Annotated in this window: 20 protein-coding genes; 6 read left to right on the top strand and 14 right to left on the bottom strand. The window is 43.4% G+C overall.

Annotated features, from left to right (window positions below; all coding sequences use genetic code 11):
* The first annotated feature begins 44 nt into the window (after positions 1–44).
* Entirely contained in the window at positions 45–1,790 is a 1,746-nt protein-coding gene (locus M2273_RS26385; protein ID WP_429400772.1) for a M14 family zinc carboxypeptidase, read from the top strand.
* Positions 1,790–2,419 carry a rhomboid family intramembrane serine protease gene (locus M2273_RS26380; protein ID WP_429400771.1) on the top strand — a complete coding sequence of 210 codons (630 nt, stop codon included), beginning with the start codon at positions 1,790–1,792 and terminating at the stop codon, positions 2,417–2,419. Before M2273_RS26385 ends, M2273_RS26380 begins: the two co-directional genes overlap by 1 nt.
* Here M2273_RS26380 and M2273_RS26375 read toward each other — a convergent pair.
* On the bottom strand, positions 2,388–3,377 hold the full coding sequence (locus M2273_RS26375; protein WP_429400770.1) for a hypothetical protein: 990 nt from the start codon (positions 3,375–3,377) through the stop codon (positions 2,388–2,390). The genes M2273_RS26380 and M2273_RS26375 overlap by 32 nt on opposite strands.
* A 218-nt stretch (positions 3,378–3,595) precedes the next feature.
* Here M2273_RS26375 and M2273_RS26370 point away from each other — a divergent pair, with 218 nt between their 5' ends.
* A complete protein-coding gene (locus M2273_RS26370) occupies positions 3,596–4,606 on the top strand; it encodes a dipeptide epimerase (protein ID WP_429400769.1) in 1,011 nt (336 codons plus the stop codon).
* A gap of 535 nt (positions 4,607–5,141) precedes the next feature.
* On the opposite strand, the gene M2273_RS26365 is transcribed toward M2273_RS26370, so the two are convergent.
* The 5 genes from M2273_RS26365 to M2273_RS26345 form a co-directional block, all read right to left on the bottom strand.
* On the bottom strand, positions 5,142–5,939 hold the full coding sequence (locus M2273_RS26365; RefSeq protein WP_429400768.1) for an alpha/beta hydrolase: 798 nt from the start codon (positions 5,937–5,939) through the stop codon (positions 5,142–5,144).
* A 98-nt stretch (positions 5,940–6,037) separates the two neighbouring features.
* A complete protein-coding gene (locus M2273_RS26360; RefSeq protein WP_429400767.1) occupies positions 6,038–6,898 on the bottom strand; it encodes a helix-turn-helix domain-containing protein in 861 nt (286 codons plus the stop codon).
* A 222-nt stretch (positions 6,899–7,120) separates the two neighbouring features.
* Positions 7,121–8,023: a prohibitin family protein gene (locus tag M2273_RS26355; RefSeq protein WP_429400766.1), complete on the bottom strand. Its 903-nt coding sequence runs from the start codon at positions 8,021–8,023 to the stop codon at positions 7,121–7,123.
* A 9-nt stretch (positions 8,024–8,032) separates the two neighbouring features.
* Positions 8,033–8,221, bottom strand: coding sequence for a DUF6358 family protein (locus M2273_RS26350; RefSeq protein ID WP_429400765.1), 189 nt, complete (start codon positions 8,219–8,221; stop codon positions 8,033–8,035).
* Between the two features lie 2 nt (positions 8,222–8,223).
* On the bottom strand, positions 8,224–8,538 hold the full coding sequence (locus M2273_RS26345) for a rhodanese-like domain-containing protein (protein ID WP_429400764.1): 315 nt from the start codon (positions 8,536–8,538) through the stop codon (positions 8,224–8,226).
* Positions 8,539–8,746: 208 nt separating this feature from the next.
* Here M2273_RS26345 and M2273_RS26340 point away from each other — a divergent pair, with 208 nt between their 5' ends.
* A complete protein-coding gene (locus tag M2273_RS26340) occupies positions 8,747–9,865 on the top strand; it encodes a DUF4407 domain-containing protein (RefSeq protein ID WP_429400763.1) in 1,119 nt (372 codons plus the stop codon).
* A gap of 223 nt (positions 9,866–10,088) precedes the next feature.
* On the opposite strand, the gene M2273_RS26335 is transcribed toward M2273_RS26340, so the two are convergent.
* The 6 genes from M2273_RS26335 to pafA form a co-directional block, all read right to left on the bottom strand.
* Entirely contained in the window at positions 10,089–10,433 is a 345-nt protein-coding gene (locus tag M2273_RS26335; RefSeq protein WP_429400762.1) for a four-helix bundle copper-binding protein, read from the bottom strand.
* A 75-nt stretch (positions 10,434–10,508) separates the two neighbouring features.
* Positions 10,509–11,591, bottom strand: coding sequence for a GDSL-type esterase/lipase family protein (locus M2273_RS26330; protein ID WP_429400761.1), 1,083 nt, complete (start codon positions 11,589–11,591; stop codon positions 10,509–10,511).
* 159 nt (positions 11,592–11,750) lie between these two features.
* Positions 11,751–12,836 (bottom strand): DUF6515 family protein, encoded by a 1,086-nt coding sequence (locus M2273_RS26325; protein ID WP_429400760.1) that lies wholly within the window; start codon positions 12,834–12,836, stop codon positions 11,751–11,753.
* A 162-nt stretch (positions 12,837–12,998) separates the two neighbouring features.
* The gene (locus M2273_RS26320; protein ID WP_429400759.1) at positions 12,999–13,571 is read right to left on the bottom strand and encodes a thiamine diphosphokinase; all 573 of its coding nucleotides are present in this window, start codon (positions 13,569–13,571) and stop codon (positions 12,999–13,001) included.
* A 218-nt stretch (positions 13,572–13,789) separates the two neighbouring features.
* Positions 13,790–14,413, bottom strand: coding sequence for a thiamine phosphate synthase (locus tag M2273_RS26315; protein ID WP_429400758.1), 624 nt, complete (start codon positions 14,411–14,413; stop codon positions 13,790–13,792).
* A gap of 134 nt (positions 14,414–14,547) precedes the next feature.
* Positions 14,548–16,230: an alkaline phosphatase PafA gene (pafA, locus tag M2273_RS26310; protein WP_429400757.1), complete on the bottom strand. Its 1,683-nt coding sequence runs from the start codon at positions 16,228–16,230 to the stop codon at positions 14,548–14,550.
* 195 nt (positions 16,231–16,425) lie between these two features.
* Between pafA and dinB the strand changes: the two genes are divergently transcribed.
* Positions 16,426–17,544 (top strand): DNA polymerase IV, encoded by a 1,119-nt coding sequence (gene dinB, locus M2273_RS26305; protein ID WP_429400756.1) that lies wholly within the window; start codon positions 16,426–16,428, stop codon positions 17,542–17,544.
* Between the two features lie 317 nt (positions 17,545–17,861).
* Complete coding sequence (locus M2273_RS26300) at positions 17,862–20,756, top strand: DEAD/DEAH box helicase (protein ID WP_429400755.1); 2,895 nt, start codon at positions 17,862–17,864, stop codon at positions 20,754–20,756.
* A gap of 273 nt (positions 20,757–21,029) precedes the next feature.
* Here M2273_RS26300 and M2273_RS26295 read toward each other — a convergent pair whose 3' ends face one another.
* Positions 21,030–21,701, bottom strand: a complete 672-nt coding sequence (locus M2273_RS26295) for a hypothetical protein (RefSeq protein ID WP_429400754.1) — start codon at positions 21,699–21,701, stop codon at positions 21,030–21,032.
* A 24-nt stretch (positions 21,702–21,725) separates the two neighbouring features.
* Positions 21,726–22,244: a nuclear transport factor 2 family protein gene (locus tag M2273_RS26290; protein ID WP_429400753.1), complete on the bottom strand. Its 519-nt coding sequence runs from the start codon at positions 22,242–22,244 to the stop codon at positions 21,726–21,728.
* Positions 22,245–22,249 lie beyond the last annotated feature (5 nt).

The raw sequence follows: 22,249 nt of genomic DNA, 5'->3' as shown, positions 1-22,249 counted from the left end.
CTGCTTTTTATACTTAACCCTATATTTGAGCTTTAACACAATTCATGAAAATAGCTTTATCGGCCTTATTTGTTTGCTTTATCAGTTTATCCGTAAAAGCACAGTTAACACCATTTGAACTGAGCAAGGATAAAAATTACACCGCCACCTACGCCCAGGTAATTGATTATTACCAAAAACTGAACAAGCTGTATCCGCAGCAAATGAAAATGCTTAATTACGGCACTACTGATATAGGTAAACCACTTACCCTCATCGTACTGTCGCGCGATAAGGTATTTGATCCGGCGTTGATCAAAAAACAAAACAAGCGGGTTCTGCTTATCAACAACGGCATACACCCCGGCGAACCCGAAGGCATTGATGCCAGTATGATGCTGGTGCGCGATCTGCTTAAAAAAAATCAGCTGCCTAAGGATGTGGTAATTTGCTTAATAGCCCTGTATAATATTGATGGCAGCCTGAACCGTGGTTTAAGTCGCGTAAGCCAAAACGGACCTGTAGCCTATGGTTTCAGGGGTAATTACCGTAATCTTGATCTTAACCGCGATTTTATAAAAGCTGACAGCCGCAATGCCCTTGCCTTTACTCAAATATTAACCACCTGGAAACCGGAGATTTTCCTGGATAACCATACCAGTGATGGCGCCGACTACCAGTATGTGATGACCCTGATAGAAACTCAAAAGGACAAGCAAAACCCTACCCTGGCCGATTATACCACCAAAACGCTTACACCCTACCTATACAGCCACATGAAAAAAAGCGGCTACGAAATGATCCCTTATGGTGCCGGTGAAGAAGGTTTACCAGATTCGGGCATTGTGAGCTTTTTAGAAACTCCCCGCTTTGCAACCGGTTTTGCCGCCCAGCATAACATCATCAGTTATATTACCGAAACGCACATGCTTAAGGCCTTTGACAAAAGGGTGTATGCTACGTATGATTTTATGCAGCACCTGATTGGTATTAACCAGCGCGATGCCAAACTGATAGGTGAATTAAAACAAAAAGTCGATGAACAGGTGACGCAGCAAAAAACATTCGCTTTGGGCTGGGCAGCCGACATGCAAAAAGTGGATACCATCACCTTTAAAGGCTATAGTGCCGAATATAAGCCCAGCGAAATTAGCGGCTTAACACGCCTTTACTATGACCGCGATAAGCCTTATACCAAAACCATAAAATACTATAACACCTACAAAGTTACCGCCACTGCCGATAAGCCTGTTGCTTATGTAATTCCGCAAGCGTGGGGTAAAATTATCGATCTGTTTAAGCTAAACGGGGTAAAACTGCAGCAACTGGCACATGATACTACGTTGAATTTGCAGATGTACTATATTACCGATTATAAAACTCCGCAAAAGCCATTTGAAGGGCATTACCTGCACAATAACGTGAAGCTAAATCCGGTTGATATGCCTGTAAAATTTTATACCGGCGATTATGTAGTATATACTAATCAGCCAATTAACCGTTATATTGTGGAAACGCTGGAGCCGCAAGGGGTCGACTCATTTTTTGCCTGGAACTTTTTTGATTCGATGCTGGGCGAAAAAGAGTACTACTCTGATTATGTTTTTGAAGACATTGCGGCCAAGCTGCTAAAAAAAGACCCTGAACTGAAAAAGAAACTGGACGATGCTAAAACTAAAGACCCGCAACTGGCTAACAGCGCCCAGGCACAACTTTTCTTTGTTTACCGTAACTCGCCCTATTTCGAAAAAACATATATGCGTTACCCTGTAGGCCGGTTATTAACCAATACCAAACTCGATTTAAATTAATGGAAAACCTTCTTACTTCTCCCGTTGCCTGCGTAATATTTGTCATTACCGTCATTACCTCGTTAATGGCCTTCTCTAACGAAAACCTGTACGGTAAGCTCATGCTGCACCCTTACAATGTTTCGCGCGGCAAATATATTTATACCATTATTACCAGCGGGCTTATCCATAAAGACTGGATGCACCTGTTTTTTAATATGCTGTCGTTTTACTTTTTTGCCTTTCAGTTGGAGCCACAATTGGGGCACTGGCAGTTTGGGGTGTTATACCTGGTAAGTTTAATTTTAAGCGATATGCCATCGGTACTCAAACATAAAGAAAACTATAGCTACTACAGCCTTGGTGCGTCGGGAGCAGTGAGCGCCATTGTTTTTAGCGCGATATTATATAACCCATTGAGTAAAATGATGATCCTGCCTTTGCCTATACCCATACCAGCTGTAATATTTGGCGTATTATACCTGGTGTATTGCAGCTATTCCTCCAAATACAGTCGCGACAATATTAACCACGATGCCCACTTATACGGCGCGCTTAGCGGGTTGATGATCACCATCATTTTTCACCCTGGTATTTTGCCTGGCTTTTTTCAGCAAATTACCGAGCAAGTGCAATCGCTTGTCCACTAATTGGCTTGCCATCGGCATCAAATAAAAAGCTCATCGGCTCTTCGGGATTTTTGATGATCTCGAGGAGCAGGAAACCCCAGTTTTTCCAGAAGTTTTCAAGCACCTGGCCGTAAATTTTATTTACCCAGTCGTCAAACAAGGGTTTGGTGCTGGTACCGCGCAGGGGCATGGCCTCTATGTAAATGGTATCGTTAACGGGTAAAATATTATACTCGGGCAGGCGGTTAAACAGGTAGGCCGAGTAAAAGAACCGGGCGTTAACCTCTTCAAACTGTATGGGGTGCAGGGTTTGATCTTTGATCTTTTCTAAAGCTTCTTTGTGATAGCTGGCATTAGCGCCATTATCCTGCAGGCAAATGATCAATCCGAAATCTTTTATCCGCAGCGAGAAAGTCAGGGTATTGATCTCATCGCGGTAGCCGAACACATCGTCCGCATTATCTACCTTAAATAAAACCATGCTAAAAGGCTTAAAACCATCAAATTCAATGGGCAAGTTTAAGCTTTGCAGCATCAAATGCAGGTGGTTAAACTTATGAATAATAGCCTGCGACATGTTAAACTCTTCGCCCTGGGCATGTTGCTGTTTGATACCGGCCTGTATCTCGTTAAAAATAATTCCGTAAAGCAATTTGCCTGCCCATTGAAAAAGTTTCAGATCGTCAAGCTGTTTTACGGCTTCGTATCCGGCATCAAAGGCGGCGGAAATTTCGGCTTCCAGGGGTTCCAGAAATTGCTCGTTTACTGCAGCGGTGCAGGGTAGTTTAAGGTCCTTGTAGGTGGCCATGCTTTCGTCGAGCAGTTTAAAGGGCTGGTCTTCCAGGTTGTAGCGGCTCATGAGCCATTGCGGAAAAACCTGGATCTTTTCTTCTTCAGTATTTAAAGGCTGCCCGGTTAGGAAACATTTATTATTGCTGAAATTAAAACGCTCGAACGGTGAATAAATTTGTGCCGACATGGGCGCAAAGATAAGCAGGAATATAGATGTGCAAATATGTAGATGTGCAGATATGCAGTTTTTTTACCTGAAGCTGTTTCTTATATCATCTGCACATCTACATATTTGCACATCCGCACATCTGAAATTAATTTCTTATCATCTGCACATCTACATATTTGCACATCCGCACATCTGAAATTTGCATATTTGCACATCTGCACATCTGAAATTTCAACATGGAACTGACATATCAACCCTTTGAACTGCAATTAAAGCACGCTTTTACCATAGCCAAGTTTTCGCGCACCTCTACCCCCGTTATGCTGGTACAAATTAAGCACGAGGGCTATACTGGCTACGGCGAAGCATCTATGGTGCCCTACATGGGCGAGAGCCACCAGAGCGCTACGGAGTTTTTGAGTAAGGTTGATATTAGCCAGTTTAGTTATCCATTTAATTTTGGTGCCATCATCAGCTACCTGGATAGCCTTGCCCTCGGCAACCCGGCCATAAAAGCCGCTATTGATATTGCCCTGCATGACCTCGACGGTAAAATAAAGCAACAGCCCTGCTGGCAATTGTTAGGCAGCAATCCCGCCCACATGCCGGTGACCAGCTTTACCATTGGTATTGATACGCCTGAAATGATCATTAAAAAAGTAAAGGAAGCCGAAGGCTTTAAGGTGATCAAGGTAAAGCTGGGGCGCGATACAGATAAAGAACTCATTAGTACCATACGCTCGGTTACCAATGTGCCACTTTATGTGGATGCCAACCAGGGCTGGACCGATCTGCAGCAAAGCCTGGACATGACCTACTGGCTACAGGAACAAGGCGTACAGCTCATAGAGCAACCCATGCTCAAAACCGACCCCGACAGTAATGCCTGGCTCACCGAGCGCAGCCCCATCCCTATTATTGGTGATGAGAGCGTACAGCGTTTTGAGGATGTGGAGAAGGCCAAAGGCGTGTATACCGGCATCAATATTAAGCTCATGAAATCGGCAGGGGTTTATGAAGCCAGCCGGATGATAGCCAAAGCCCGTGAGCTTGGTTTGAAGATCATGATTGGCTGTATGACCGAAACCAGCTGCGCCGCCCTGGCCGGACTGGCACTGGCCCCGCAATGCGACTGGGTTGATCTTGACGGCCCCTTCCTGGTGAGCAACAACCCCTACCAAATGCCCGATTTTGCTGATGGCAGGTATATCCTGAATAATGATGCAGGGTTGGGGATCAGGTTATAGGCACTAATTTTTTCTTGTTAACAGGAGGTGTTCATTTTTGAAAATGCGAACACGACTGTCTATACTTTTCTCTTGGCCCTGCCTTGCGCACGAGGCTACCATCGTTCTTCCCCGTCAGCAGATAAGCTTCGGACGAAAGCAGGCAGAACATGGTGGGTTGTGCGCAAGGCAGGGCATTAGCAATTTTTACTGAAGCAGGGATAGCGGGAACGAAGTAGAGTAAAAATTAAGCAGCCCGTGGTTCTGCCTGCTTTGCAGGGCAAAGGCCATGAGCGCAAAGAAGCATTTCTGCTGAAAGCCCTTTGGTTACTTTGTGGCTACAAAGTAACTGGCCCTCCCGCGGCCAAGAGCGGGTATACGACATGCACTATTCGCCTGTATAGCATAGAGATTGCTTCGTTCCTCGCAATGACGCGTGGGATGGAATATAACCCGATTGTACGTTAACAGATACAAACTTTTATAATGGCAGTCAAACAAAAAAGCCCGGATGCCTTTACTGGCATCCGGGCTTTTTAATAAATAATACTCCGGATTATTTTGTTGCAGATACGTTATTGGCAGCTTCAATAATAACTTTGGCTACGGCATCAGGGTGTGATATAAATACTACGTGGCTGGCTTTTATTTCGGTTACTTTGGCGCCGGCACGTTTGTACATGTTACGTTCAATGTCGGGGTTAATGGCTTTGTCTTCGGTAGCCACTATGCCATAGCTTGGTTTAGTTTTCCAAGCGGCTTCGGTAACTGGGGCTACAAAACCTTGCACAGCGATAGGGCCTTGTGAGGCATACATAAAGTCGGCTTCTTCTTTACTCAGGTCGGCGGCAAAACCAGCATGGAATTTTTCTTTGCTAAAATAAAGAAAGCCTTTATCATCCGGAGGCAAGATGCCATTTTCGGGCGCTGCTGGTAATGACTGTGCCAGTTTTATAGTTCTTTCGCCATTATCAGGTGCAAAGGCTGCTATATAAACCAAACCTACTACTTTTGGGTTTACACCGGCTTCGGTAATTACAGTACCTCCCCAGGAGTGGCCAACTAATATAACCGGACCGTCTTGTTTGTCAATTACGCGGTTGGTAGCGTCAACATCGTCTTTAAGGGATGTTAAAGGATTTTGAACAACAGTAACATTATATCCTTTTTTGGTAAGTATGTTGTATATGCCTTTAAAGCCCGAACCATCGGCAAATGCGCCGTGTACAATTACTACGTTCTTTACAGGAGTTTGTGCCTCGGCTTTGGGAGCTGAGCCAATAATAGTTGATAAGATAATTGCTGAAGCAGCTATGCCTGCTTTTAATTTGTTTCTTAGTGATTGAGTTTTCATTTGTTTTTGTATGTTGATTTTTTATATCCTGATCAACGATACAAAGGTGCGTCAACTTTTAGGGCTGCGGAATGGGGATAATTCCCGATGACTTGTAATTATTTCCCTGCGGGCACCATTTTCTTATTATTCCTGAAATCCGATGGCGATAAAGCGGTGTGTTTTTTAAAAAAATTGCTGAAATAAGCCGCGTCATCAAAACCCAGTTCATATGTAATTTGCTTGGCCGATTTGTCGGTATAAGACAACAGGCGCTTAGCCTCTATCAGGATCCGTTCCTGAATGATCTGGATTGGCGTTTTATAGTTATAAAGGGCAAAAAGATTGGACAGTGTTTTTGGCGATTTATTTAGCCGCCCCGCGTAATAACTTACACTATGCTGGGTATGGAAGTTCATTTCAACCAGTAAATTAAACTTCCGCAGAATGTGGAACCTGTCGTCGTTCAGTTTTACATCGGGGAATTTGCCCGCCCTGGCAAGCCTGGTGATCATGGTAATGAGCCGTTTCAACAGCATCACCAGCATATCGTTCTGAATGTCGTCGTTGGTTTTCAGTTCCTCAATAAATATATCCAGCAGTATCTGCAGCTTTCTGCGGTTATCGTCGTCCAGGTCAATGAACACATTATCATTCATGCCAAATAAAAAGCCAACACAGCTCACCTCGGTGTCGTGGTCAACAATACAATAAAACTCGCGGTTAAACTGCCAGGCTACAATATCCGCGGAGCGCTCAAAATAAAACGACTGATTGTACATGAGCGGCAGTACGGTATGCGGCTTAAAATCATGCGGATAACCATCAATGGTTACGGTTTGCTTTTCGCCGCGGTTCCAGGCTATGGTAAAATATTTATAGTCAAAGTCGCGCGTATAAAACAGACGGTCCAACTGTGTTTCGCTATTGTGCAGCAACAGATCGCCGCCGGTGTTGTGGTCTGATACTGATAGTTTCATAGTGGAGATAAAGATATTACAAAATCACAGTACATGCGGTTTTGGGAACGTCATATTGTGGCCGGTTCTCCGCCAGGAAATTCCATGACTCCGCTTTTAATAAAAAATTTTGTCATGCTGAACGCAGTGAAGCATCTGTTCTGCTCCATATATAGTTTACCATAGATCCTTCGTTCCTCAGGATGACAAATTGAATATTAGGAAAGGGCCTCCGCCAAAAACTTACTTATCACTCAATATAATAGGGTTCCCTTTGCCACCCATAATAATCACTTTGGTATTTGGCGACAGGGCTATTTCCTTTTGGGCTTTGATGGCTTCGTACTGGAGTTGTTTGTCTGACAAACCGGTAGACAGGATCTTTTGATAATCTGCTATACCCTGGGCTTCCACGCGTTTACGTTCGGCTTCCTGACGTTCCTTTTGCAGCACGAACTGCATTTTCTGAGCGTCCTGCTCGGCGTTTATCTTTGATTCGATACTGGCACGTACCGAGGCTGGCAGGGTAATGTTGCGCACCAGGATCTGCTGCAGCTCCAGTCCTCTTTTGGCAAAATTTGTAGTAATGTAGCGGTTTATTTTATCCTGAAACTCCTGTCTTTTCACAGAGTACAGGTCCACAGCGGCATAAGCTACAGCGTTATCACGTATAGCCGTGCGCGATACCGGGCGCACGATCTTATCAATATAGTTTTCGCCAATGTTTTGAAGAATGTAAGGCGCCCTGTCAGGGGTCACCTTGTATAAAACAGAAAGATCAATGGTAACTTCCAAACCGTCACTTGATAGCACGCGAATGGCATCGTCGCCTTCCTTTTGGCCCTCATTGCTAACGGCACTCATTGTGTACGTTTGGGTTTGTATATCAAACGTAGTAATATCAACTAATGGGTTAATGATGTGCAAACCGCTTTCCAGTACATTGTCCTGTACCTTACCAAAAAGGGCTTGCACACCAACTTTACCGGGTTCAATAACTTTAAACATGGATAGTAATAAGCCAACGGCTACCATTGCTATCCCTGCAATACTTACTACACCGCTAAAACGGCCAGCAGGCTCGGGCGAGCGTTTGAGCACTATACCCACAACGAGCACAATTACTCCTAAAATTGCTATAAACATGCAATGAAGTTACAGCTTTTTTTGTGAGTTTTTTACGTCTTTTAACAACCTTATTTTTAGTACAATAACTACCCCTGCTACCAATATGGCAGCGCCCAAAAGCGTATAGTTTTTACTGGTATTGGCCTGGTATGCTACAAACAGACATAAAACAATACCTATGGTATACAATACGTTAAGCACTAACTTAAAACCCATAATTAGTATACGTTAAGTGTGGGGTCAATTTCTGCGGCCCAGGCCAAAATACCACCCTGCAAATTACTAAGGTTGGTATAACCCAGCTGCTGCAACTGCATAATGGCCGCCGCGCTGCGTTTACCGCTGCGGCACATTACCACAACCGGCTTATTTCTGCTTACTTTATCGGCTTCAATTAAAATGCCGCCAAGCGGTATTAATTGGCCGCCCAGATTAGATGTTTCAAATTCAAAATCTTCTCTTACGTCAATCAATTGAAAATCCTCGCCACTGTCAATCTTTTCTTTTAGTTCCTGTACGGTTATCTCGTTCATGTCAAATAAATTATAACTCAAAGGTAGCTTTTTTTCTATATCAAATAATTAAGCCAGATTTTTGTAACAATCGAAGCCTAAGTGCGTTTTATCTATAATATTGCACAATATTTGTGTTTTGATGCAATAAGGTGTCTTAAATAACGATGATGGGTTAAAACCTTTACACTATTATAACACTTATCATCACTAAAAAAGGATCATATAGATGAAAAAAATTACACGCTTTTTCTGGTTTTGTTCAGGAGCGCATATTGATACCCTAAAAAAATACCCTATTGAGCATAATAAATATGTAGGTATTGGCGCCACTATATTTTTTACCGCCTTGTTTGCTTCACTATCCGGCGGGTATGCCATGTATTTTGTTTTTAATGGTGATGCTTTTGCCGTAGGTTTTGCCATTTTGTTTGGTTTGATATGGGGAACCGCCATTTTTAACATGGACCGCTACATTGTATCGAGCATTAATAAAGAGGGCAGCACCAACCAGCAGATCATACAGGCTTCGCCGCGTATTTTGCTGGCCATTATGATAGGGATAGTTATTTCGCGACCGCTTGAACTAAAGATATTTGATAAAGAAATACGCCAGAAGTTAAAAACCTCATACCTGAAGGGCCAGCACCGCAGAATTGATACGCTCGAAAAAACCTATCAGCAAAAATATGCGATGGAGATGGGCAAAAACGGCGATCTGAAAAAGGAAAAGGACTCGCTTGAAAGGGATATTAACCGCTCGCGCTACCTGCTTAACCAGGAAGTTTTTGGCGATAAAACAAACCAAACATCGGGCATTACGGGTTATGGCACCTATGCCAAGCAAAAGCAATCGGTGTTGGAAGAAAAGGAAAACCGCTTAAAGGAGGTGACGCAAAATTTAGGGCAGATGGACAATTACCTTGCTACACGAAAGGACTATGAGGGCCTGAACAGCACCCGGCTATTTACCGAGCACCAGTTGGACAGCCTTTCGAGCATTGCAGGCTTCAGCGACCGTAACTGGGCGCTTGGACAGCTTACCTACAATGAAAACGGCTCGCGCGATCTGGATACTTACCTGGCTATTTCATTTATCGGGTGGCTGTTTATCCTGTTTGAGTGTTTGCCGGTATTTGTAAAGCTGATGTCGCCCAAGGGACCTTATGATGTGGCCATAGGAAAAATATCAGAGGCCAACATCCACTTTGCCGAAAAAGATAAGGAGCGTGATATAGCCGTTACCGATAATATTTACGATCACAATGTAGATACGGATATTGAACGGCGAAAAAAGATCATCACCTCACAATCTGATTATGATTTTGAGCGGCATAGCTATGAGTAAAGGGATTGGATAAAGGATACTTGCGAAGTACGAAGCAATCTCATCAGAACAAGTAACAAACTTTGCTTTCGCCAATTGCATGAGGAAATTGCCACGCTGCGCTCGCAATGACATATTTGTTAATTGTTAAACTGAAACACGTCATGGGAATCGAGCGCAGAGGCCTCCTACCATGCTTCGACAAACTCAGCATGGCCCTATAAATTTCCAGTTATCACATCTGTTAATCCTGTGTAATAGGCTGGTGATGTTCGTGGCAGGCATCAGCGCAAACGCGGCAGGCGTCGGCACATTGTTGGCAATGATCATGGTTATGTTTACCACATTCGTCGGCACAAAGGCGGCAAATTTCTTCGCATAGTACTAAGTATTGATGTGCAATTACAGAATCCCGTTGCAGCAAGCGGGCTCCTTGTGTGCATATATCGGCACAGTCTCTGTCAAGGCTGATGCAGCGGGTCATCATTTGCACGTCTTCTTCCTGTAAGCAAGCGGTGGCACAGTGTTCGCATGCCAACATACAATTCAGTAATTTCTGAATTAACTCCTGGTGATTATGATTTTCCATAACAGTTTTATTTAAGTAATACTTAAATAATAATAGCCGCGATTTAAAAATGTTTTCTTTAATTTAAAAAAGAAGCTACCACCCTTTTAGCTGCTTCAGGTAGGTTGTTAGCTCGTCGGCTATAAACTCATGCTCTTTTAAATCGGGATGCGTGCCACAGCCTTGATAATATCTTTTGGAGAAAAAGTATTTATACACCTTTTTATCGCCGGTTAAATTAGCATTAGCGATAATAGCGGTAAGGTAATGCTGTAATGCTATGGATAATTTTTCATCGGCCATGGGGCTGCTTAAACAAACTATATCCGCAGCCGGATATTTTTGCCTCAATGTTTTAATGAATTTACTGTAGATATCGCAATAAAGGATCGAATCCTGCAAGCCATCGTTTTGACCCAGGCATACAGTAACTACATCGGGCTGATAACGTTTAAAATCCCAGGCCAGGGAATCATTGCGCAGGTAAACCTTATCAAACACCTGTGGCATGGCTACATCCATATTACAGCAGCTGTGTACCATCCCAATGCCTGATACCGAGGTAAGCAGCCATTGCGCATTCAAATTACGGGAGGTACGCGGCCCGTAGCTCATATAGGCATTATGCTGATCGTACCATTCGCCTTTACCGCAAGGCGTGGTTGACTGATCCATGCCTGCACCGCTGGTCATGGAATCGCCAATGTATTCAATTTTATGTGTTGGCTGCTTGGGCGGGGATAAAAGCTTAAGGCATCTTAAACCAACAAAATCAATATACCCTATTTGCGATTCGGTGTCTTTACAGATTGTTATGGTATGTTCCCCATCGGCAAGGCCTTCGGCTACGGTGATCACATTGATTTTACCGGTGGTTTGTATGCGATAGGGTTTGTTATTATCAACAGCAATTTCAAGGTAATTATGGCTCTTGCCATACATCACTTCGTCGTTAATAAGCAGCTGGCACTTTTTACCCATAAAGCGGGCCTTTATGTACACCCCCGGCGACCACATCCTGGGCTTTAAAGGGTTTGAAAAATCAATACGCCCTACATACTGTATGTTGGCATTATTGGCTCGGAATAACTTTAGGGAATCTTTTAAAATTGCCGCATTGGCGCTCCATGATATGGATATGAGAATGGCAAAAAGTGAACCGGGTATTATATATTTCATGATATCAGGTTAACATTACAGGGGGCAAAGTTAGCCATTTACCACCATCGGCATAAATACTTTTATAACATTTAATATTTGGGGCTATAATACTGCACAAAAACAAAACAGGCTGCCTCATTACTGAGGCAGCCTGTTTATATATAATTTTAATTTTTCTTATTGTTGATCTCCGGGATCATCACTTGGGGTACCTACAATTTTGTAAGCCTTGTTCCCATTGTTATCAGATGTTTCCTGGTAGTAAAAACCATCAGGAGATACATAAAGCTTTTCACCGTTGATCTTTATTTTCCGGCTATCTTCTGGTAATTGAGATACAATGTCCCCCATTTGAGGAGCTTGCTGATAATCGCCATTACCACCGCCCTGATCTGTGTTCAGTTCGCCGTCTTTACCTGCAATTACGTAAGATGCGGTTCCGTCATCTTTGGTGATAGGCTGGTAGTAAACACCGTTTGATTCATAATACTGCTCGCCATTGATCATGATAGATTGAGCATCTTTAGGAAGATTTTTAATCTCGGCACCTACCGGTGGTTCAACAACAGTATACTGGTCGTTATATTGACGATAGTATAAACCATCGCTGTAGAAATATTGATAATCGCCCCAATAGAATGGATAGTAGCCATAAGGTAAAAATCCTATGCTAAAACCAAGTCTTGGCAAATAATATGAGTTATAATAGTTACGGTATGGGTAATAGTAGTGGCTACCAAAATAACCGCCACGACCGCCATAGGCACCTGAATAAACACGGCGTCCGTATCCATAATTACCGCCTCTGTAATAAGTGCCGCGACCGCCGTTGTAGGCACGTCTGTCAACACTGGCATAACCACGGGTACCGTAACCATAATTACGTGTTGCGCTTCCGCTAACCCGGCTACCACCAGGTGCTACACCTACGTTTTGCCTGTTGGCATAACCATTGGTACGTTGTGGAGCTACACTTACTCCGCTACGCGTTGCAGTTCCTGAACCATAAGTACGTTGTGGAGCAGCTACAGCTGAACGTGCGCCGCCACCATTATTAAATGAAGGGCGCGAAACAGAAGCACCACTTGAAGGTCTGGAGAAACTACCACCACCGCCACCACCGCCTGATGATCTTACGGCACCGCCGCCACCACCGCCGCCGCCGCTACCACCTCTATGCTGTGCACTGGCAGTAAAAGCTAAAGGCAAGCTCAATAGAGCACCTAAAGCAAATGAAAATAAGTTTTTATATGTCCGTTTCATGATGAAAATTTTTTAACCAATCAGCCCGATATTGTTTGCTGATATAAATACATAGACTAATAAATGTTTAAACGGTTTAACGCGTATTTAATTATAATTAACAAAAAGCACACCAACAAAATTTTTAGCTGTAAAAACAGCTTATTTATACTTTATTATGACTCAATCCAGGTCCTCGGCAATAAACAAAAACGGCCGCTCAAATTGCAGGGTAAAAAAACCATCATTGGTAGTTTTATACCTGTCTGCATCTACCTTTTCTAACCCGCTGTAATTTACTTCAACATCATCAGATAATAGCCTGATCACCTCTCCCGCGGGTTTCCACTTGCTAAAGCCGGAATTAACCGCATAAATTTTTTGATGCCCCTTAAATATCACCAGGTTAATTTTACCGGCATAATCCGCAAAATCATCCAGATCCAATATATCAGTTACGATATTTACCGCCGGATAGTTGTGTGCGATCAAATATTTTAATGCTGCTCCTGTCAATGTGTCATCACCAACCGGCATCAGTTTAACATCCGACTGTGAAACCCCTCCTTCCCCGTCTGTGATCACCCAATCTACCTTAATACCAAAGGTATCCAGTTTTTCGGCGGTATGCGGAGTGGTTATTACCGTAGGGCTCCACTCCAACAGCTGACCCAGCAGCTCTTCTGAAAAATTATCAACCCCAAGAACCAGTAAAGCAGGCTCTTGTTTTTCACGTACAATGTGGTGCGAAGACATTGTTTAAAAGTAGGCAGATTAAATGAATATTTAATGAAAAATAAATATGGGATTTATAGTCAATGTGATTGTGACGACATTAATACAATTTGACGGAATACTCCCCCTGCTTACAACACGTCATTGAGGAGCCTCACCCAACCCTCTCCAAAGGAGAGGGCTTTAAAATACTTTTTTGAAGTCTCCCCCTTTGGGGGAGATTAGAGGGGGCTGACGACTTAATAAACCTTCCTGTAAAACTCCTTCACCATTCCTGCCGGATCAAGCGACAGATTAACAGCTCCGGATACCGCTATCCCATAAATACTTGTTTTTAATAAATGCTCCACATCCTGCAGCTGTATCCCGCCTACCGCTATCACCGGGATATTAACGGGCAGTTTTTCCAATTGGCGATACCCTTCAAAACCAAGCAGCGTATAATCATTGGGCTTGGTATCGGTATGCGCAAAGGGACCATATCCACAGTAATCAACCACGCCCAGGTTTTGTATTTTTAACAGGTCATCGGGATTTGTGGCCGATGCGCCCAATGTTTTATCTTCACCTATCACTTTGCGTATGGTCACAAAATCAGCGTCAAAATCCTCTATATGTACGCCCTGGGCGTCAACCCTGTCAAGCAGGTCATAATGATTGGTAATGATCAGGGTGGCACCCCAGTCATCGCAGATCTCGGCTATCTCGTTTATTTCATCAATCAGTTCATCCTCGGGTTTGGTCATGCAACGGTATTGTACCCAATTGGCGCCCGCCCCGCAAGCCATCTGCACCTGTTGTACATGACTGCGCCCCGGAAGGTCCTGCGTTAAATAATGAAATTTAGAGACGTACTTTTTCATTGTTCTCCCTGTTCTGGTGACCGTATTTTATTGAAAAAGAGACGCAAGTATGCGTCTCTGTATTAATTTGATTTAAGACCTGTTTACGCCAATGCCAGGACTTCCCGATCCGGGCTCCACGCACCCCGCCCCTCTTATCGCTTTTCCTGAACTAACACTTCGCTGATAGTTTTACCTATATTACCGTTAGGCGCCTGTATGTGTAATAACGATGCCACAGTAGGGGCAATATCAGTCATATGTGTTTGGCGTGTAAGGCTACCATGTTTAATGCCCCAGCCCATAAACACCAACGGAATATGTGTATCATAAGGGTTCCAGGTGCCGTGCGTTGTACCGGTAGCGCCGTGTCCAGAGAACCATCCCGGTTTTAAAATAATTTGTATACCCCCGCTATGCTCTACGTTGTATCCGTTGATAATGCGGCTGCGCAGTTCTTCGGGCAGGTTTGCGGTTTGTGCCTTTTGCATATCAACCGCGAAAGCAATGGCGGGTTGTTTTTGCAGGTATTGGATGCAATCCAATTTAATAGCATCTTCGTTTAAGCCTTCTTTTTTAATGGCGGCATTACTAAAATTCACCTGGTAATTATCCATACTGATCACCAGGTTTTTTACCTTGTATTTATCTTCCAGCATCGCGTTCATTTCCTTTGCTGTTGCTGCGTCGTCCCAAAGCCCTGCCGGAATGTTATGATCCTTTAAAAAATTGGTGTTATGCGCGGCGCCGTGATCGGCAGTTATAAAAACCGAATAATTGCCTTTGCCCACCGTTGCATCCAGGTAGCTGAAAAAAGAAGCCAGGTCCTTGTCAAGTCTTAAATAAGTATCTTCCACTTCCACAGAGTTTGGACCAAACTGATGACCAACATAATCTGTTGATGACAGGCTCACCGCTAAAAAATCGGTCACGGTGTTTTTACCCAATTGCTCACCTTCAATAGCTGCTTTAGCCAAATCAAGCGTCATGGTGTTACCAAAAGGTGTAGAGCGGATCATGCCCATTCTGCCATTGTACAGTTCTGATGTTTTAACCGGCAGGGTTGGCGTAGTTGTACCCGCAAATTTGCCTTCATATTTGGCGCTGTTGTCCGATGCGCTTTGCAGGTAGGTGTTTATAGGGTAAAGCGGGTTCCAATCCTGTTTCAGGTATTTTTCGGGTATTTTTTGATCGTTGAATTTTTTGGCCCAGGTAGGCAGATCGGTCATATAATAAGTACTGCTTATCCAGTTGCCGCTGGTATCATCAAACCAGTATGCGGCATTGGCCGCATGGCCCGCGGGTAAAATACCACCCCTGTCTTTCAGGGCAATACCAATTACTTTTGATCTGAAATTTGTTGCCAGCCTTAACTCGTCAGTAACGGTAGTAACCAACAAATTACGTGGTGACATTTGCCCGGCTTTTGAGGTGCTGCCAACGGCCCTTACGGTGCTATCGTCAGTACAATACATGGATTTTCCGGTTGCCTGTATAATAAAATCGTTACCTGCTATACCGTGTATAGCGGGTACCGAACCAGTGTATATACAGGTGTGCCCAGCGGCTGTTACGGTTGGTATATAGTCAATATTGGTATTTTCGCAAGTGAAACCCTCATTCAATAAACGTTTAAATCCGCCGGTTTGGTAGCGGTCATAATACCTGTATAAATAATCCCAACGCATTTGATCAACCACCAGGCCAACAACCAGTTTGGGGCGGGATAGTGATGTTGCAGCTGAAGATGATTGACCGGATACAGATTTTCTTTTTTGTGCCGATACCGAAATGGTGGTAAAGGATAATGAAATAAGCAGTAGATATTTAAACTTCATTCTTATTGATTTGGAATTGCCAAATATCAACAATGGAATTAAAATGCAATATAATTTTTATGTTAATTATAGTTTATTGTTACAAAGAAGAATGTGAAATGTTAAATAGAAGAATAGAGATACTTAACCCTCTCCCCCCAACATCGACGCTGAATGACCCTTTATAGGGTTAGAAAGCTATATTTGTTTTATCCCATGCAAAACGAGCTCACACAAATAATTCGTAAAATTATTCATATTGATATGGATGCGTTTTACGCGTCGGTTGAGCAGCGGGATAACCCGGACTACCGGGGCAAGGCATTGGTGGTAGGCGGCTTGCCGCAGGGCCGGGGCGGGGTAGTAGCCACGGCAAGCTATGAGGCCCGTAAGTTTGGTGTCCGCTCGGCCATGTCGTCAAAAAGGGCGTTACAGCTTTGTCCCGATGCCATATTTGTGAGGCCTCGATTCGCGGCGTATAATGAAGTTTCGCAAAAGATCAGGGAGATCTTCAGTCGGTATACAGATCTGATAGAACCGCTCTCGCTGGATGAAGCCTATCTCGATGTGACCAACGACAAGCTAAACATAGGCTCGGCCATTGAAATTGCCAGGCAAATAAAACAAGCTATAAAAAATGAACTGCAGCTAACCGCATCGGCAGGGGTATCCATCAATAAGTTTGTAGCCAAAATAGCATCTGATATTAATAAGCCTGATGGGTTAAAGTTTATTGGCCCATCAACCATCGAAGATTTTATGGAACGCCTGCCCGTTGAAAAGTTTTTTGGCGTAGGTAAAGTGACAGCCCAAAAAATGAAACAAATGGGCCTGCATACCGGCGTCGATTTAAAAAAGCTTACCGAGGATGAGCTGACCCGGCATTTTGGTAAAGCCGGCAAATTTTATTACCAGATAGTTCGGGGCATTGATAACCGCGAGGTACAGCCACACCGCGAAACAAAATCATTAGGGGCCGAGGATACCTTTGCCTATGACCTCACCACGCTCGAAGAAATGGAGGCCGAGCTGGATAAAATAGCGATAACGGTGCACAACCGGCTGCTTAAATATGAGCTAAAGGGCCGTACGCTCACGCTCAAAGTAAAATACAGTGATTTTAAACAGATCACCCGTAACCAATCGTTCCCCACTGCTTTCAATGATCTGGAAACCATCAGTAAAACCGCCAAACAACTCATAGCCGCCACCAACCCCGAAGATGCCAGGATCAGGCTGCTGGGCATATCCCTCTCCAATTTTGGTGATATCGTACCCAAACAAAAAGAAGAAAGAGAAGCTGGTCCCGGTGACCAACTGACGCTGGAGTTTTAAGCCCCCTGGCCCCCTAAAGGGGGAATAAATTACCGCAGTCGCTCAGCTCCAGAGAAAATAAATAAGTCATGCCGAACTTGTTTCGGCATCTCATATGAATAGTGTACGGTATAATGACTAACTGTCCGTGGGGTGCCGAAACAAGTTCGGCATCACTTTTTGATTTGAGCTTTTAGGTAACTAAATCAACTCTTTAACCAAATTAATGCACCTGTTAACAATTATTTAACAAAAAACTCTTTCAATTACAGCAAATTCTCATTACGTTTGAATTTTTTGTTGATGTAGCTTCAATAAATTTTTTATCTAAAAGTTTAATGCTACGCGTCGACAGTACAAAACCTTGCCAAATTATATATGCCATTGCCCGGCATGAGTACCTGTCGTATGTCATTGAACCGCACATTGTTCAGCTTAATCCTAACGGCGAATTTTCATTAACCCACCAGCGTTTATTCTCCAATACGGCTAAGGAATTTGTCCATTGCCTTGATGATACTGATATCAAACTCATCAAAATACTGGAGGAGATGGAACAGGGCAACGTAATTAAAAGATATTACAAAAAGCCCATCCGTCCGTTTGAGTTTTTTGCCAAGATCTTTAACGAGCAACTGTTTGATACCATCCGCCCTAAAATGGAAAAGCGCATGGCCGAGGCATTAACCCTGCTATGCAATAAGCAGGTGTACCAAATGAGCAAGGAGGGTTATCCGGGCGAACGCAAGCTGCAAATAGCCACCGAACCGGCATCCGTGTTGTTCCATTTCAGGCGTAATGAAGAGGAGATCAGGTATTTCCCGACTATTAAGTACCAGGGTATGCGGATTGAGTTCATGTTCAAAAATGCTGAGATCATTTGTAACCACCCGGCCTGGATGCTACTTGATGATACCTTGTATTATTTTGATAAGGAAATAGAGGGTAAAAAATTGCAGCCATTTTTAAACAAGCGCTTTATCGCTATCCCGCGTTCGTCAGAACAATCATACTTCGAAAAATTTGTTGCCCCGCTGATAGAAAAGCATAACGTTTATGCCGAGGGATTCACGATAAATACCGAAAAATATGATGCACAGGCAGCTTTAAAGCCTATTTATATTGAAGGCGGCACTTCGCAGCTGCAATTGTACTTTAAATATGCCGGCTATATTTTTCCTTATGGCGATGGCAGGCATGTATCTGTAAGGATGGAAAAAAACGGGGATGAATATATATTTCACCGTATTAAACGTTCCATCACCTGGGAAAAAAATAAAATGCAACAGCTGGAGCAAATGGGCCTCAGAACGGTATCAACGCTTTTCCAAAACCTGGAGGTAGATAACCATGATGAGGATGCCGATCATTCTTTCTCTGTTTTTGAATGGCTTAACCAACACCACGACCAACTGATAGAGCAGGATTTTGAATTGGAACAGCCTGAAGGCCAGAAACGCTATGTATTTGGCAACAGCAAAATTGACCTGGAGGTAAAGGAAAATAACGACTGGTTTGATATTCATGCCATTGTATGGTTTGGCCCATACAGCATACCTTTTATACAGCTAAAAAACCATATCCTGAACCGTAAAAAGGAATTTACCCTGCCATCGGGCGAGATAGCGGTGATCCCCGAAAAGTGGTTTTCGCAATATGGCAACTTGCTGCATTTTACCGAAGGCGGTAATGAGCTTAAATTACGCCGCCACCACATAGGCCTGGTGAATGACCTTGCCGAAGGCGAAATGGCCAACGTGACCATGACCCGCAAGCTGCAAAAGCTTACTGATTTTGAGGAGTTGGAAGAGGTTGAAATGCCGCAAAACTTTGCCGGTAATTTAAGGCCCTATCAAAAAGCCGGCTATAACTGGTTCCATTTTTTAAAGGGTTACCACTTTGGCGGCTGCCTTGCCGATGATATGGGGCTTGGTAAAACCATACAAACCCTTGCATTACTACAAAAGCATAAAGAGGATACCGAGACGGGGGGCAGCAAAAGTACCTCGCTGGTGATCATGCCTACATCGTTAATTTACAACTGGCTTAACGAGGCAAAAAAATTCACACCGCAGTTAAAACTGATGGTGCATACCGGAACTATGCGCTATCGATCTGCCGAGGTGTTTGCCAATTACGATGTAGTGATCACCACTTATGGCATCAGCCGTATTGATATTGAAATGTTTAAGGAATACTTTTTTGATTACGTGATACTGGATGAAAGCCAGAACATTAAAAACCCGTCGTCAAAGTCGTTCCAATCTGTTAAGCAACTAAAATCACGCTTTAAACTGATCCTGAGCGGTACACCAGTTGAAAATTCAGTTAACGATCTTTGGACACAAATGTCGTTCATTAATCCGGGTTTACTTGGCGGGCAACAGTTTTTTCAGAATGAGTTTGTAACACCCATTGAAAAGAAAAAGGACGAAGACAAGGCCCGTAAGCTACAAGCTCTGATAAAGCCCTTTGTTTTGCGCCGCACCAAAGAGCAGGTGGCTACCGAGCTGCCGCCAAAAACCGAGAACCTTTTCTATTGCCAGATGAGCGAGGAACAGGCATCGGTATATGAAAAAGTAAAATCAGAATACCGTAACGAACTACTGAAAAGCCTGGAGGACGGCACCTTTGCCAAAACCCAGATACAGGTATTGCAGGGCCTTATTAAACTGAGGCAAATTGCCAATCACCCCATCATGATTGATAAGGATTATGAGGGCGACAGCGGTAAGTTTGAAAACGTAGTGCATACCCTGGCCAATGTGCTGGATGGCGGACATAAGGTGCTGGTATTCTCGCAATTTGTTAAACAGTTAACCATTTACCGCGAGTATTTTGATCAGCAAGGCGTACCTTACGTATATCTGGATGGCAGTACCCAAAACCGCGGTGATGTGGTAAAACAATTTCAGGAAGACGAGAAAACACGCGTGTTCCTGATCTCGATCAAAGCAGGTGGCGTAGGCCTTAACCTTACCGAGGCCGACTATGTTTTCATCCTCGACCCATGGTGGAACCCGGCTGTGGAACAACAAGCAATTGACCGTACGCACCGCATCGGCCAAACCAAGAACGTGTTTATCTATAAATTCATCACCAAAGATTCGGTAGAAGAAAAGATCCTGGCCCTACAGCAACGTAAACTTAGTCTCAGTCGCGCGCTCATCACCACCGAAGAAAGTTTTATCAAATCGCTTTCGGCTGATGATATTAAGGAGATATTGGGGTAGGGTTTTCGATGTGCGGGTGTGCCGATTTCAGATGTGCAGATGACCTAATCCCATATCCGCGCGTCATTGCGAGGTACGAAGCAATCTCTAAGCTGTACAGAGCGGATAAATAATTGACCTGTTTGTAATTCCCGCTGTTTGTGAGGACACAAACAGCGGGAATTAGATTGTCTGAACCTTGATTCATAGGATTAAAGGATTTTCTGATTTTTTTATTGATCAGTATCCTGGTTATCCTAAAATCGTGTAAATCATGGTTCAGACAAATTTTTATCAATACCCGTTCCCGGTAAATGCAGGTGCAATTTTATAAATAACGCTGGCTACGAAAACCACAATGGACAAGTAAAATATCCGCTTTCCTTGCTTCCGGTCGTTTTCATTGTAGCCGTAAACCCTTTCACCATCAGGAAGTGTTTTTTTGTAGGATGAAAGGTGCCAGCCAACAAAAAGGCCTATTATACCGCCGCCCAGTGCAAATATATAGCCTATAATTATCCAGGAGGTTTGTGACGGCTCTGTCGCTTTTAATTCTTCTATCCGGCTTTTTTTCAGATCGGCCAGGGTTTTGTCATTTACTTCAACACCCCGTGCGGTCAATATTTTACGGGCAAGCTGATAATCAAACGAGCTCCATTCATCAGCCTTTGCCAGTATGTCCAGCAGCTCTTCATCGGTAAAATCAAATAAATAATAATCTTTTTCTACTTGATTTATGTCGTCAGTTTCGTTATCATTTAACAGCTGATTTACGCGGGTAAAATCTTTACCGTTTATTTTTACCGCGTATTCCTTCGATAGTTCATTATTTACAAAGGCTGGATTAAATGCCACCGAACTTTCTTCTACATCATACGGAATATCATGCTGGTCCAATAATTCGGTAAGGGCGTTAACCAGGACTATATCATTAAAACTTTTAAAGGTTAGCAGTTCGGGCTCCATATATAAGGTTAAGGATTTATACTATTACAGGCCATTTTTAGGCACCCATGCCTGGCTTTTAATGAGCCATTTGCCACTCACTATGCGCAACACAAATGAAAACGCGCCCTCTTCATCAAATGGTTCGCCGTTAATAGTGCCGGTATATTCAACAGGTACCACCAGGTAGGCAATTTCTTCGGTTTGCTGGAAAATCTTGATGCGCTTTACATTAACTTTAAAATCTTTTATTTTAAATTCCTTAACAGCCTTTTCAACCGAGTTTACCCACTGTACGCCGGCCAGCTGCCCATTCCATGAAAACGGCTGCTGCTCATCACTAACAACCGCATTGGGGGTATATATATCAGATACTTTCTCAATTTTAAAAGTATAGGAAGCCTGTAATACGGTATTTACAATTTCCAAAACCTCGGGTTTTATTGCTTTCAACACCTTAACGGTATCTACATTACTTACCCTTGCGGCACATGTTTTTTGTGCTGTTAATAATAAAGTTAAGGACAGTGCTACAAATACCACAGCTAATATATTTTTCTTCATGATAT

Origin of the sequence: Mucilaginibacter lappiensis (genome assembly GCF_050433765.1) — a bacterium.
GTDB classification, from domain to species: Bacteria; Bacteroidota; Bacteroidia; order Sphingobacteriales; family Sphingobacteriaceae; genus Mucilaginibacter; species Mucilaginibacter lappiensis_A.
This window is presented reverse-complemented; position numbering and strand designations above follow the sequence as displayed.